Origin of the sequence: Bradyrhizobium glycinis (assembly GCF_016031655.1) — a bacterium.
GTDB classification, from domain to species: Bacteria; Pseudomonadota; Alphaproteobacteria; order Rhizobiales; family Xanthobacteraceae; genus Bradyrhizobium; species Bradyrhizobium glycinis.
On sequence record NZ_JACCHQ010000001.1, the window covers coordinates 373,863 to 387,053 of the forward strand.

At 67.2% G+C, this 13,191-nt stretch carries 12 protein-coding genes; 9 read left to right on the forward strand and 3 right to left on the reverse strand.

Features of this window, described 5'->3' with window-relative positions:
• Positions 1–56: 56 nt before the first annotated feature.
• From HZZ16_RS01730 to HZZ16_RS01770, 9 genes are all read left to right on the forward strand, one after another.
• Positions 57–2,348 (forward strand): xanthine dehydrogenase family protein molybdopterin-binding subunit, encoded by a 2,292-nt coding sequence (locus HZZ16_RS01730; RefSeq protein ID WP_246509948.1) that lies wholly within the window; start codon positions 57–59, stop codon positions 2,346–2,348.
• Positions 2,345–3,181 carry an FAD binding domain-containing protein gene (locus HZZ16_RS01735; protein ID WP_197946777.1) on the forward strand — a complete coding sequence of 279 codons (837 nt, stop codon included), beginning with the start codon at positions 2,345–2,347 and terminating at the stop codon, positions 3,179–3,181. Before HZZ16_RS01730 ends, HZZ16_RS01735 begins: the two co-directional genes overlap by 4 nt.
• Entirely contained in the window at positions 3,178–4,374 is a 1,197-nt protein-coding gene (locus tag HZZ16_RS01740; RefSeq protein WP_197946778.1) for a xanthine dehydrogenase family Fe-S subunit, read from the forward strand. Before HZZ16_RS01735 ends, HZZ16_RS01740 begins: the two co-directional genes overlap by 4 nt.
• Before the next feature lie 93 nt (positions 4,375–4,467).
• A complete protein-coding gene (locus HZZ16_RS01745; protein ID WP_197946779.1) occupies positions 4,468–5,622 on the forward strand; it encodes an ABC transporter substrate-binding protein in 1,155 nt (384 codons plus the stop codon).
• Positions 5,623–5,905: 283 nt separating this feature from the next.
• Entirely contained in the window at positions 5,906–6,778 is an 873-nt protein-coding gene (locus tag HZZ16_RS01750; RefSeq protein ID WP_197946780.1) for a branched-chain amino acid ABC transporter permease, read from the forward strand.
• Positions 6,775–7,821, forward strand: a complete 1,047-nt coding sequence (locus tag HZZ16_RS01755; RefSeq protein WP_197946781.1) for a branched-chain amino acid ABC transporter permease — start codon at positions 6,775–6,777, stop codon at positions 7,819–7,821. The genes HZZ16_RS01750 and HZZ16_RS01755 overlap by 4 nt, the downstream gene beginning before the upstream one ends.
• Positions 7,821–8,603, forward strand: a complete 783-nt coding sequence (locus tag HZZ16_RS01760; protein ID WP_197946782.1) for an ABC transporter ATP-binding protein — start codon at positions 7,821–7,823, stop codon at positions 8,601–8,603. The genes HZZ16_RS01755 and HZZ16_RS01760 overlap by 1 nt, the downstream gene beginning before the upstream one ends.
• Positions 8,596–9,300: an ABC transporter ATP-binding protein gene (locus HZZ16_RS01765; RefSeq protein ID WP_197946783.1), complete on the forward strand. Its 705-nt coding sequence runs from the start codon at positions 8,596–8,598 to the stop codon at positions 9,298–9,300. The genes HZZ16_RS01760 and HZZ16_RS01765 overlap by 8 nt, the downstream gene beginning before the upstream one ends.
• Positions 9,293–9,625, forward strand: coding sequence for a Rieske (2Fe-2S) protein (locus HZZ16_RS01770; protein ID WP_376707545.1), 333 nt, complete (start codon positions 9,293–9,295; stop codon positions 9,623–9,625). Before HZZ16_RS01765 ends, HZZ16_RS01770 begins: the two co-directional genes overlap by 8 nt.
• A 124-nt stretch (positions 9,626–9,749) precedes the next feature.
• Here the strand turns inward: HZZ16_RS01770 and HZZ16_RS01775 are convergent, their stop codons facing one another.
• The 3 genes from HZZ16_RS01775 to HZZ16_RS01785 are packed head-to-tail and all read right to left on the reverse strand — an operon-like array spanning position 9,750 to position 13,191.
• Positions 9,750–10,610 (reverse strand): alpha/beta hydrolase, encoded by an 861-nt coding sequence (locus HZZ16_RS01775; RefSeq protein WP_197946785.1) that lies wholly within the window; start codon positions 10,608–10,610, stop codon positions 9,750–9,752.
• 24 nt (positions 10,611–10,634) lie between these two features.
• On the reverse strand, positions 10,635–12,002 hold the full coding sequence (locus HZZ16_RS01780; RefSeq protein WP_197946786.1) for an amidase: 1,368 nt from the start codon (positions 12,000–12,002) through the stop codon (positions 10,635–10,637).
• Entirely contained in the window at positions 11,983–13,191 is a 1,209-nt protein-coding gene (locus tag HZZ16_RS01785; RefSeq protein WP_197946787.1) for an MFS transporter, read from the reverse strand. The genes HZZ16_RS01780 and HZZ16_RS01785 overlap by 20 nt, the downstream gene beginning before the upstream one ends.

Sequence of the window (13,191 nt, forward strand, 5' to 3'; positions counted from 1 at the left end):
GAAAGGCGGGGCAAGGCGTTGGCGCGCGGCTGCCGCGCAAGGAAGACGACCGCCTGATGCGCGGCCGCGGCCAATATGTCGGGGACGTCAGGCTCGCCGGTCTTCAGGACGTCGCCTTCGTGCGCAGCCCGCTGGCGCATGCACGCATCCACGGCATCCATGTGCCCGAATGTCATCGCGGCAGCGTGTTCACGGCGGCCGATCTCGTTGGCATCAAGCCGATCCGGGCGGTGTCGGGGCTGCCGGGCTTCAAGATATCCGAACAACCGGTGCTCGCCACCGGCAAGGTGCGCCAGGTCGGCGAGCTCGTTGCGATGTGCCTTGCGCCGACGCGCGCCGAGGCCGAGGACATCGCGTCCTCCGTGACGCTCGATCTGGAGGAGCTGCCTGCGGTGTATGACATGCTGAAGGCGCGCGAGCCCGGCTCGGCGCTGGTGCATGAGCATTGGGGCGACAACGTCTTCCTGGAGACCAATTACGAGGTCGACATCTCCGCCGCGCTCGACGCGCCGATCAAGGTGACGCGCGAGATCTCGACGGCGCGGCAATGCATGTCGCCGCTGGAAGGCCGCGGCGTGGTCGCGACCTTCGACAGGAGACTCGACCAGCTCACGCTGCATTCGGCGGCGCAGATGCCGCACATCACGCGCAGCGGCCTTGCCGAATGCCTCGGCATGGAGGAGGGCCAGATCCGCGTCATCTCGCCCGACGTCGGCGGCGGTTTCGGCCACAAGGGCATTCTGCTGCCCGAAGAGGTCTGCCTGTCCTGGCTGACGATGCGCTGCGGCCATCCCGTGCGCTGGCTCGAAGACCGCCGCGAGCATCTCGTCGCCAGCTCCAATTGCCGCGAGCATCATTACAAGATCACGGTTTATGCCGACCGCGACGGCGGCTTGCGCGGCATCGACTGCGAAGCGACGGTGGATTCCGGCGCCTATTCGTCCTATCCGTTCTCCGCCTGTCTCGAAGCCGCGCAGGTCGCCAGCATCCTGCCCGGTCCCTACAAGATGCCGGCCTATCGTTGCCGCACCTTCTCGGTCGCCACCAACAAATGCCCGATCCTGCCCTATCGCGGCGTCGCGCGCACCGGCGTCTGCTTTGCGCTGGAATTGATGCTGGACCTCGTGGCGGCCGAAGCCGGGCTTGAGCCCGGAGAGGTGCGGCTGCGCAATCTGGTGCGCCCCGAGCAGATGCCGTTCGACAACATCACCAGGAAGCATTTTGACAGTGGCGATTATCCGGAAGCGATGCGCCGCGCGCTCGCGGCCATCGACATCGACGCCATCCGCGCCAGGCAAAAGCAGGGCGAGACCGACGGCCGTCGCATCGGCGTCGGCGTTTCAATCTATTGCGAGCAGGCCGCGCACGGCACCTCGGTCTATTCCGGCTGGGGCATCCCCATGGTGCCGGGCCATGAACAGGCCTCGGCGCGCCTGACGCCGGACGGCGGCCTCGAACTCCGCGTCGGCGTGCACTCGCACGGGCAGGGCATGGAGACGACGCTCGCCCAGGTCGCGCACGAAATCCTCGGCGTGGATGTCGCGAACATCCGCATCGTGCTCGGCGACACCGCGATGACGCCCTATTCGACCGGCACCTGGGGCTCGCGCTCGATGGTGATGGCGGGTGGTGCGGTCGCGACCGCCTGCCGCGAGCTCGGCGAACGTGCGCGCCGCATCGGCGCGAAACTCTTGCAGCACGATCCGGCCTCCGTGGTGTTGCAGAACGGCGAGGTGCGCGGCGTCAACGGCAGCGTCAGCCTGAAGGCGATCGCCCACACCTGGTACCGCCGCCCGCAGGATTTGCCGCCAGACGTCGATCCCGGCGGGCTCGAGGTCACGCAGGGCTACAAGCCGTTGCGGGACAGCGGCACCTTCAGCTACGCCGCGCATGCAGCCATCGTCGCGGTCGATCCCGATATCGGCGAGGTCGAGATCCTCGACTACGTCATCGTCGAGGACGGCGGCGTGCTGGTCAATCCGCTCGTCGTCGACGGCCAGATCTATGGCGGCCTCGCGCAAGGCATCGGCACCGTGCTCTACGAGGAAATGCCGTTCGACGCCTCCGGCCAGCCGCTGGCGACGACGCTTGCGGATTACCTGCTGCCCGGACCGACCGAGGTCCCGGCCGCGCGCCTCGACCACATGGAGACGCCGTCGCCCTATACGCAATTCGGCGTGAAAGGCATCGGCGAGGGCGGAGCCATCGCACCGCCCGCCGCGATTGCCAACGCGGTCAACGACGCGCTGCGACCGCTCGGCGTCGAGCTGATGCAGTCGCCGATCACGCCGCATCGGATCGTCGCGGCGGTGCTGGCCGCGCGTGCGGCTGAGAGGAGCGCGGCATGAAACCGGCGCCCTTCGCTTACGAGCGCCCGCGCGACCTCAATGCGGCCCTGTCGATGCTGGCCGCAAGCAATGGATCGGCCAAGATCATCGCCGGCGGACAGTCGCTCGGCCCCATGCTCAATCTGCGTCTGGTGCAGCCGGAGCTAATCGTCGACATCTCGGGCCTTGCCGAGCTCAAGCGCGCAGAGGTTTCTGGCAGCGAACTCGTGCTGGGCGCTCTCGTCACCCATGCCGATATCGAGGACGGCCGCACCGCAGACGTCACCCGCGGCGCCATGCGCGGCGTCGCGGCCAACATCGCCTATCGCGCGGTGCGCAACCGCGGCACGATCGGCGGCTCGCTCAGTCATGCCGATCCCGCCGCGGACTGGATTTCGGCGCTGGCGGCCCTGGGCGCGCGCGTGACGCTGCGCAGCCTTGCCGGTGCGCGCACCCTGGCGATCGAAGCCTTCATCGTCGGTGCGCTGGAATCCGCGCTGCGTGCCGGCGAAATCGTCGAGGCGGTCCACGTGCCGGCACGCTCGGCGTCGGGGCATTGGGGCTACGCCAAGAGCTGCCGCAAGACCGGCGAATTCGCCCATGCCCTCGGCGCGGTGCTGATCGATCCCGCCGCCGCTTCGGCGCGTGTCGTGATCGGTGCGATCGATACCGCGCCGATCGTCGTCACCGATGCCGCAGCGCTATTCGGTGGCCGGATCACCGCCGACTACAAGCAGCGTTTCGATGCAGGCGCCGCTAATGCGCTCCTGGCGAAAGCGGGCATCGGCGATGCCGCGCAGCGCCACATCCATGTCAGCGTGCTGAAGCGCGCCGTCCAGGAGGCCTCGGCATGACCACGATCGCGCTTCAGGTCAATCGCCGCGCGGTGGAGTTGCCCGCCGAGCCGCGCACCAGCCTTGCCGATTTCGTCCGCGACAAGCTCGATCTCACCGGCACGCATCTCGGCTGCGAGCATGGGGTCTGCGGCGCCTGCACCGTGCTGCTCGATGGCGTGCCGGCACGCTCCTGCATCACCTATGCGGCAGCCTGCGAGGGTGCCGATGTTACCACCATCGAAGGCCTCGACGAGGACGAGATCACCACCGAGCTGCGCGCTGCCTTCACCCGCGAACACGCGTTGCAATGCGGGTATTGCACGCCGGGCATGCTGGTTTCGGCGCGCGACCTGGTGCTGCGTCTGCCCGTCGCCGACGAGCGCCGCATCCGCGTCGGCCTCAGCGGCAATCTCTGCCGCTGCACCGGCTATGTCGGCATCGTGCGCGCGGTGCAGTCCGTGATCGAGGCAAGGCGCGCGCGCAACGTCGCCCCGCAGTCCGATGGCGGTCGGACCGTCCTTGGTCCTGCCGGCTCGGGGCGAGCGGCGACCGCCCGGAACGAGGTGCGGCCTGCGCGGCACGCGCCAGCTCCGGCATCGGAAGGTGCCACCCCAAGCAGCATCCCCGACTTCATACCGGCAACAATGCTCGATCAGCGCTTCACCCTGCCGCATCCGCCGGCAAAGGTGTTCGCGATGTTCGAGGATATCGCAGGCATCGCCGCCTGCCTTCCCGGCGTGTCACTGAAGTCGCCGCCAAGGCCGGAGCGCGTCGAAGGATCAATCCGCGTCAGGCTCGGGCCGATCGCCGCGAGCTTCGAGGGCGCCGCACGCGTCGAGCGAGATTCCGCGACACTCTCGGGGCGCATCGTCGGCATCGGCACCGACCAGCGCAGCCATTCGGCGACGCAGGGCGAGATCCGTTACCGCCTGCTGCCGCTCGAAGGCGGTGCGGCGACCGCGGTCGAATTGTCGATCGGCTACACGCTCACGGGAATGCTGGCTCAGGTCGGTCGTCCCGGCCTAGTGCGAGACCTTGCAAAACGTCTCGTCGCGGAGTTCGCCGCCAATCTCGATCGCCACATGTCCGGCGCCTCGTCGGGGCAGGCAGCTCCGGCGGAGCTCAGCTTCCGGTCGATTGCATCGGACGTCTTGCGAGCCCGGCTCGCTCAAATATTTCGCCGCGCCTTCGGAAGAGGTGGCGCGGAATGATCGGCGCGCCGGCGCCGCGGAGTGACGAAGCCTTGGAGTGACGAAGCTTTGGACGACCGTGGATATCAACAGCGTGGGATTTGGAGAGACAACATGACACGAGCACTCGGACTGGTTCCGGCCATCGCGCTTGCGACGGCCTTGTTCGGCGGCACGGCAGGGGCGCAGACGATCAAGATCGGCATCAACGAGCCGCTCACCGGCGCGTTCGCGGCCTCCGGGACCTATGTGGTCAACGGCGCCAAGATCGCCGCCGACGAGATCAACGCCAAGGGCGGCGTCCTCGGCAAGAAGATCGAGCTCGTCATCGAGGACAACAAGAGCAACCCGACGGAGGCCGCCGCCGTTGCCGAGAAGCTCATCACCAGCGACAAGGTGCCGGTCCTGATGGGCGCCTGGGGCTCGAGCCTGACGCTCGCGGTGATGCCCAAGCTGATGGAATACGAGACGCCGATGGTGGTGGAGACCTCGTCCTCCGGCAAGATCACGACGACGGGTAATCCCTTCATCTTCCGCATCTCGCCGCCCTCGGCGGTCGAGGCGGCCGCGTTCAAGAACATCGTCGACAAGCTCGCGCTCAAGAAGGTCGACTTCCTCGTCATCAACAACGACTGGGGGCGCGGCACCGCCGAGGACTTCAGCAAGATGATGAAGGACAAGGGCATCACCATCGGCCTCGTCGAAACCATGGATCAGGGCGCGCAGGACATGAGCGCGCAGCTTTCCAAGATCAAGAGCTCGGATTCCGAGACGGTCATCGTGACGACCGCAGTCGATCAGCTGACCCTGATCTTCAAGCAAGCCGCCGCGCTCGGCCTGAAGAAGCGCATCATCACCACCGGCGGCTCGCAGAACCCGGACCAGATCATCGCTCAGGCGGGAGCGGCCGCCAACGGCACCATGCATCTGACGACCTTCCTGCCCTGGTTCCCGGACAAGACGCCGAACCCGGAAGCCACCAATTATTTCATCGCGGAATGGAAGAAGCGCGGCTTCGAGTTCGCGGGCTGCACCGAGAGTTTCCGCGGCTATGACGGCATCCGCACCGTGGCTGCCGCGATCGAGAAGGCCGGCAAGGCCGAGCCCGCCGCGATCAAGGCGGCGCTCTGGAACATCAACATCAAGGGGCTGAACGGCGACATCGTATTCCGCAAGTCGGGCCCCGAGGGCAAGGAGAGCGGTCAGAGCCAGCCGAACGTCTATCTCATCGAGATCAACGACGGCAAGATCGAGATGAAGACCCTTTAAAGCGCGATGAGATCAGGTTCGATGCAGCAACGAAGGAGGTGCGCTCCCTCGCCCGCTTGCGGGAGAGGGCTGGGGAGAGGGTGTCTCCGCAACGGGACCATCCCCAAGAGGAAAAAGCCCTCACCCGCGCCTTCGGCGCGACCTCTCCCGCAAGCGGGAGAGGTTGCACCGAGCCTGTGGCAATCGATCCAACCTAAAGCCATTCCGCTTTAGCCTCAGTCAATCCCGGGCGAGGGCGGCACGTTGCGGCCCTCGCCGGCATCCAGAATATCCAGGAACAGCCTTGAGCGAATTCCTCCAGCATCTGATCAACATGCTCGTGCTCGGCGGCACCTATGCGCTGCTGGGCATCGGGCTGACCTTGATCTTCGGCATCATGAACGTCGTGAACTTCACGCATGGCGTGCTCTACACGTTCGGCGCCTACATCATGTTCATCGTGGTGCAGCAGCTCGGGCTGAACTTCTTTCTCGCGCTCCCCGTGGCCGTGCTGGCCGGATGGCTGCTGGGTGCGGCCATCGAATTGACCTTGCTGCGCCCGCTGCGCGGCTCCGACATCGACACCACCATGCTGGTGATGATCGGCGCCTGGATCGCGATGCAGTCGGGCACGCTGTGGATCTGGGGCGGAGTCGCCAAATCTGTGGCAACACCATTCCCGGAGGCGCCGCTGGTGCTCGGGCCGGTCTCCGTTTCATGGCTGCGCCTGTTCGTGCTCGCCGCGGCGGCCATGTTGATCCTGGTGACGTATCTGCTCATCAACAAGACCAGCCTCGGCCGCGCGATGCGGGCGACCTTCCAGGATCACGACACGGCATCCCTGATGGGCGTCAATGTCGACATGATCTACACCTCGACCTTCGCGATCGGCTCCAGCCTGGCCGCCGCCGCGGGCGCGCTGCTCGGGCCGGTCTACGTGATCTTCCCGCAGATGGGCGATCTCGCCGCGGTCAAGGCCTTCGCCATCGTCATCCTCGGCGGCCTCGGCAACATCACGGGCGCGGTGATCGGCGGCTTCATCCTGGCGCTGGCAGAGGAGCTCGGCGCCGGCTACGTCTCGTCAGGCTACCGCGATGCCATGGGTTTCGTGATCATCATCGCGGTCCTGATCTTCCGGCCGACCGGCCTGTTCGCGCGCGCGGAGCGCGTCGGATGAGGGCCGCTGTCACCATTCTCGCCGTCGCGGCGCTGGCCTCGGTGCCGCTCTGGCTGCGCGATCCCTATCTGCTCAACGCGCTGATCACGACCGGCATCTTCGTCATCGGCGCGATGAGCCTCAACCTATTGCTCGGCTTCACTGGCCAGCTCAGCCTCGGTCATATCGCCTTCTTCGGCATCGGCGCCTATGTCAGCGCACTGACATCGCTCGGCTTCGACATCGGCCTGCCCGGAGGCTTTCGGCTGGTTCACACGCCCTGGCCGCCGATCCTAGGCTTCGTGCTGGCGATCCTGATTGCAGGATTGTGCGGCTATTTCGTCGGTCTGTTGTCGTTCCGTGTCCGCGGTGCCTATTTCGTCATCGTGACGATCTCCTTTGCCGAGGTGGTCCGGCTGGTCGCGCTGAACTGGGTCGAGCTGACGCAGGGCCCGTTGGCGCTGACCAACATCCCGTTCATCGCGCTGCCGTTGCCCGGCCTTGGCGAGCTGACGCTCCGCACGAAGATGCAGAACTACTATCTCGTCCTGGTCGTCGCGCTCATCGCCTATCTCCTGATCGCGCGCCTCGTTCATTCCCATTTCGGCCGCTCCATGCGTGGCCTGATGGAGAATGAAACGCTCGCCGTCTCCGTCGGCATCGACGTGACCAGGACGCTGACGATTGCCGCAGTGATCTCGGCCGCGATCGCCGGTGCGGCCGGAAGCCTCTATGCGCACTACATCCGGATCATCGATCCCGAAGTGTTCGCCTTCATCAACACCGTCACCATGGTGATCATGGTCATCAGCGGCGGCAAGGGCTCGCTGGCGGGGCCCGTCGTCGGCGGCCTGATCTTCGGCCTGCTGCCGGTGGCGCTACGTCCGGTGATGGCGCCGGAGGCGCAATGGATCGCCTATGGCGGTGTGCTGATCGCCATCCTGTTCGTGTTGCCGCGCGGCATCGTGCCGTCTCTGGCGCAGCGGTTGACCCGGCGACGGAGCGGGACGACAGCGCTGGCGCCGGTGACGCTCACTGAAACCGGCGCCAAGGAGCCGGCGTGATGACGGCGCGCAGCATCGCCATGACCATCGATCAGGTCGCGGTCCGCTTCGGCGGGCTGGTCGCGATCTCCGACATGAGCTTTGAGGTCGGCGAGGGCGAGATCGTCAGTTTGATCGGGCCGAACGGCGCCGGCAAGACCACCGCCTTCAATGTCATGACGGGCTTCCTGACACCGAGCGCGGGCCGCGTTGCCTATCGCAACACTGCGCTCGCCGGATTGAAGCCGCACGAGATCGCCGATCTCGGCCTGATCCGCACCTTCCAGCGCACCAGCGTATTCCCGAACGACACCGTCTACGACAACCTCCTGATCGGCCTGCACCGGCAGGGCCGGGTGCGGCTGCTCGACGCGATCCTCAGCCTGCCAGGCGCCCGCGCCTCGGAGCGCAAGCTGCGGCAGCGGGCAGGCGAGCTGCTCGAATGGGTCGGGCTCGAACGCCGCGCCCACGATGCGGCGGGTTCGCTCTCCTACGGCGAGCAGCGCCTGGTCGGTGTCGCGCTGGCGCTGGCGGCGGAGCCGTCGATGCTGCTGCTCGACGAGCCCGTCTCCGGCATGAACGCCTCGGAGACGCACCGTTTCGTCGAGCTGATCCGTGGCATCCGCGACCGCGGCATCACAATTTTGCTGGTCGAGCACGACATGCCGATGGTGATGACAGTCTCGGATCGCATCGTGGTGCTCAACTATGGCCGCATCATCGCGGAAGGGACGCCGGAGGTGATCCGCAACGATCCTGCGGTGATCGAAGCCTATCTTGGACATGGAGCAGGACGTGCTTGAGATCCGCGACATGGTCTGCGGCTACGGTGGCGTCACCGCGCTGCGCGGCATCTCGCTCGACGTGAAAGCCGGCCAGCTGGTCGCCCTGATCGGCGCCAACGGCGCCGGCAAGAGCACGACGCTGCGCGCGATTTCCGGCCTGGTGCCGCCGCGCTCGGGCCAGATGAAGTTCGAGGGCATCGACATCACCGGCGCGAGGCCGCCGCGCGTGCTGGCGAGCGGCATCGCGCACTGCCCGGAAGGGCGGCGCGTGTTTCCGCATATGAGCGTCGAGGAAAATCTCGACATGGGGGCTTACCTCCGTCGCGGTTCCGGCGAGATCGTTGCCGATCGCGACCGCATCTACTCGGAATTTCCGCGGCTCGCCGAGCGGCGCCGGCAGGCAGCGGGCACGCTGTCGGGCGGCGAGCAGCAGATGCTTGCGATCGGCCGCGCGCTGATGTCGCGGCCGCGCCTGATCATGTTCGACGAGCCGTCGCTCGGGCTCGCCCCCAATATCGTCGAGCGCACCTTTGCGATCATCCGCGGCATTCGCGATGCCGGCACCACGGTGCTGCTGGTCGAGCAGAACGCGTTTGCCGCGCTCGAAATGTGCGATCATGCCTATCTGCTCGAGAACGGCCGCATCGTGCTGTCGGGCGCCGGGACCGAGCTGATCGCGAACGAGCATGTGCGCAAGGCCTATCTCGGTGGGTGACGACGCCGGGTGGATTCCGGTCTGCGATCTCGACCGGCTGAAGGCGGAGGCGATCGTCTGCGTCGCCGGGCGCGACCTGCTCGTGATCTGGAACGAGGGCGACGTCGTCGCCTGCGAACGGGCGTGCCCGCACGAACAGGCGGATCTGGCGTTGGGGCAGGTGACGGCAGGGCGGCTCCGTTGTCCCCGCCATGCGGCATCATTCGATTTGCGCGACGGCGCGATCAGTGCGGGCTGGCCGAGCCGGCCGCTGCGGCTTTATCCAGCTCGGATCATGGGCGAGCGAATCTGGATCGAGCTGCAGGAGCGGCAGCCTGGGCGATGATGACATCATGCCCCTGTTTTGCCCGACGAGTCAAAGCGGTGGCGGCTATGTCGATTGATCCTCAAAAAAATTCGTCTTTGGAAACAACGGCATCGCTACTGTGCATGGGGTTGTTTTCGCGCTTTTAGTCCAGCAGCCGCCGCGCGGCCTCCACCAGGACTCCGTCCGGTCGGCGCAGAGCCTCGAGAATGGTGAAATGGTCGGCGCCCTCGACCGAGATGAGCTTGCCCGGCGCTCCCGCCGCCTCGCGCTTGTCGGAGAGATTGATTGAATCGCAAACGAGCGCCGGCAGTTCGCTGCTGCCATAGGCGATGTCGAGGCGCTTCCGGGTGACGGGCAGGCGCAGCGGCGACAGCGTGGCGATCTCCTCGTCCGTCAGCTTCAGCGCGTCGTTCAATCCCGTATCGCGGATCGGCGCGAGATCGTAGACGCCGGAGAGCGCGAGCCCCGCATGGACACGCGGATGATCCAGCGCCATCGCAGCAAGATGGGCGCCGGCGGACCAGCCCGACAGCACGACCGGTCCGGCAACGCCGTAGGACGCGCCATGCGCCGCGAGCCAGTCGAGCGCGCGCGGGATCTCGGCGACGATGTCGCTGAGGGACACCTCGGGTGCCAGCGAATAGCCGGGGATCGCAACCGACCAGCCATGCGCGGCGACGCCTTCGACCAGCATGGCGAACAGCTCGCGCGAATTGCGCTGCCAGTAGCCGCCATGCAGGAACACCAGGCAGGGCGCTTCAGGCTCCGCGGCCGGGTAGAGGTCAATCTTGTTGTTGGGCCGCTCGCCATAGGGCAAGTCGAGATGAGACTTGAGCGTGCCCCGCAGCCGGCTTGAGGCTTCGTTGCGCTCGGCGATCAGGGCCGGGCTGTTCTTGACCGCCGCGTTGTTGTCATAGGCCGCACTACGCTCCGCCCGGGACAGCTCGGTCCAGCGATCGCGGGGGTCGAGCGGCCGAATTGTCGAATGAGCGTTCTCAACCATAGGAGTCTCCGTTTGCGTCAGGCACTACGCTCTCAAGATCGCTTCGATCTCTTGCGCTGCTGCGAGGAGCGAGCGGTCTTGTCCGCGCGCCGCGATGATCTGAAGGCCGAAGGGAAGCCCGCGCCGATCCGTTCCGCACGGAATCGAAATCGCCGGCAGGCGGGCATGATTGACGAAGGGCGTGAACACCGCATGGGCACGCGGGCTTGCGGGTTTTCCACCGATCATATCAGGGCCGAGCTGCATCAGCGGCCAGGCGACGCACGGGACGGTCGGCGCCAGCAGCAGGTCAATTTCGGTGAAGAAGGCGGCGAAGGCGTTGGCGATCGCGGTGCTCGCAAGCAGCGCTGCAGCGACCTCCGCACCCGACCAGGTGAGACCTCGCTCGATCTGCTTGGCGATGTCAGGATCGAAGACAGTCGGATCCTTGCGAAAGGTATCGCCGTGGAGTGCCGCAAGACCCGCATGCTGCAGCGGCATGATCGCATCCTCCGTGGCGCCTGCCGGCCAGAGGGGATCGCGTCGTGTGATGCGCAGACCTGCTGCGGAGAGCCGGTCGACGGCGGCGGCGAGGCCATTCGCGACGACGTCGTCGACCGCGACGTCGAGACCAAGGCGCGGCGAGAACGCGATGCGCTGACTGCCGATGTCTTTGGCCTGCTGCGTAACGACGGCAGACTCCGGATCGCGCGGATCGGCGCCGACCATGGCTTCAAACGCCAGCGCGATGTCGGCCGTATCAGTTGCGATCGGCGCGACCACGGAGAGGCCGAAGAACGGTTCGGCGAAGCCGGGCCCATAGGGGATCGCGCCGTAGGACGGCTTGAAGCCGGCGACGCCGACATGGGCCGGCGGCCTGCGGCTGGAGCCGCCTGCATCGGTGCCGATCGCGAGCGGCACCAGGCCGGCCGCAACCGCTGCGGCCGGGCCGCCCGATGAACCGCCGGGCGTCAAAGTGGGATCGAGCGGATGCCGGGTTGGCCCATACAGCTGCGAGGTCGTGACGCCCTTGCAGGCGAACTCCGAGGTCGCGCCGATCCCGACGACGACCGCACCGGCCTTGCGCAGCCGCTCGACCGCGATGGCATCGCGCGGTGCGATGAACTCGCAGAACAGGCGCGAGCCCTGCGTCACGCGCCAGCCGCCGATCCAGATGTTGTCCTTGACGATCACCGGCACGCCGGCGAGGGGCATGGTCTCGCCCATGCGCAGGCGGTCATCGACCTCCGCAGCATCCGCCAGCGTGCGCGCCGGAGCGATCGTGACGACCGCGTTCAAGGCCTCGGCGGCCTCGATGCGGCCGAGCGCGGCCTTCGCGATCTCGACAGCACTGGTCCGCCCGGCGCTGACGTCGGCAGCGATCTCGCGCGCGCTATTTGTCCGCGTCGTCATGGCCTCCCCACATCAATGCCAATGTGCCGCCGAGGGCAAGGCACGCCAGGGCGAAGAAGCCCGCGCCAAGGCTCGCCACGCCATCCAGGACCGACACCAGCGCGGGTGCGGCAAGGAGGCCGGCATAGGACGCGGTCAGCACCGCGCCGGTGGTCTCGCCGATCCGCTCTTGCGGGGCGAGGCGCGCGATCTCGGCGACGAAGACGCCGTTCCAGCCGGACGCCGTCAGGCCGAACAATGCGGCAATGATGAATTGTCCGCTGCGCCCGAGTGAAGCGCCATTCAGGCCGAGCAGCGCGGCGCAGAAGGCCATGCCGAGGCCGATGACGACGAGAACGGCGCGCGAGGCATCGAGCCGCATGGCGACATAGCCCCAGCCGAGACGGCCGACGAGGCCGCCGGCTTGTGCGCAGGCGAGCGCCATGCCGGCTTCGATATGGCTGAGGCCGAGCTCGCGTGTGCCGAGCGTGACGAAGACCGTGTTGAGCGACACCTGCATCGCGCTGAACGGCATCGAGGCCAGCGCCAGCATCGCGATCCGACGGTCTGCGATCACCAGCGCCAGCCGCGCTTGGAGATCGAGCTTCGGCGGCGGGGCGACTTTGCCGGCATAGGCCGGCCGCAACCGTTCGAACAGCGCGATCGCCAGTAGCGCCAAGGCAGCAACGGCCGCATAGCACCAGACCGGTCCGAGCGCGATGGCGATCGCGGGCAGGGCCAGCGAGCCGCAGACCGCACCGATCTGGTTGCCGGTCTGGCGCACCGAGAACACGAAGGCGCGCCGCTCGGCGGTCACGAGGCGCGCCAGCAGCGCTGCGCTCGCCGGCGTCTCCGGCCCCATGGCAAGGCCGATGCAGACGCCCGCGGCCAGCAGCGCGGCGCTCGTTCCGAGCGAAGCCAGGGCCATGCCGACGACGATGGCCGCCGCGCACAGGCTCGCGATCCGCAGCGAGCCAAGGCGCGCGATGAAGCCGCCGCCCCAGAACGAGGCGGGGATGCCGACCGCGAATACGGCGGCGGAGAACATCGAGAGCTGCCAGACCTCGATATGGGCGCGCGGGGCGACCACGCCGGGCGCGAACAAGGCCAGCGCGACCAGGGCCTGCAGCGCGGTCATCGCCCCCAAAGCAGGCAACAGGGCCGGCAGCAATGCCGGTGCTGGCCGAGCGGCCGTGTTTCCGTCTACCAT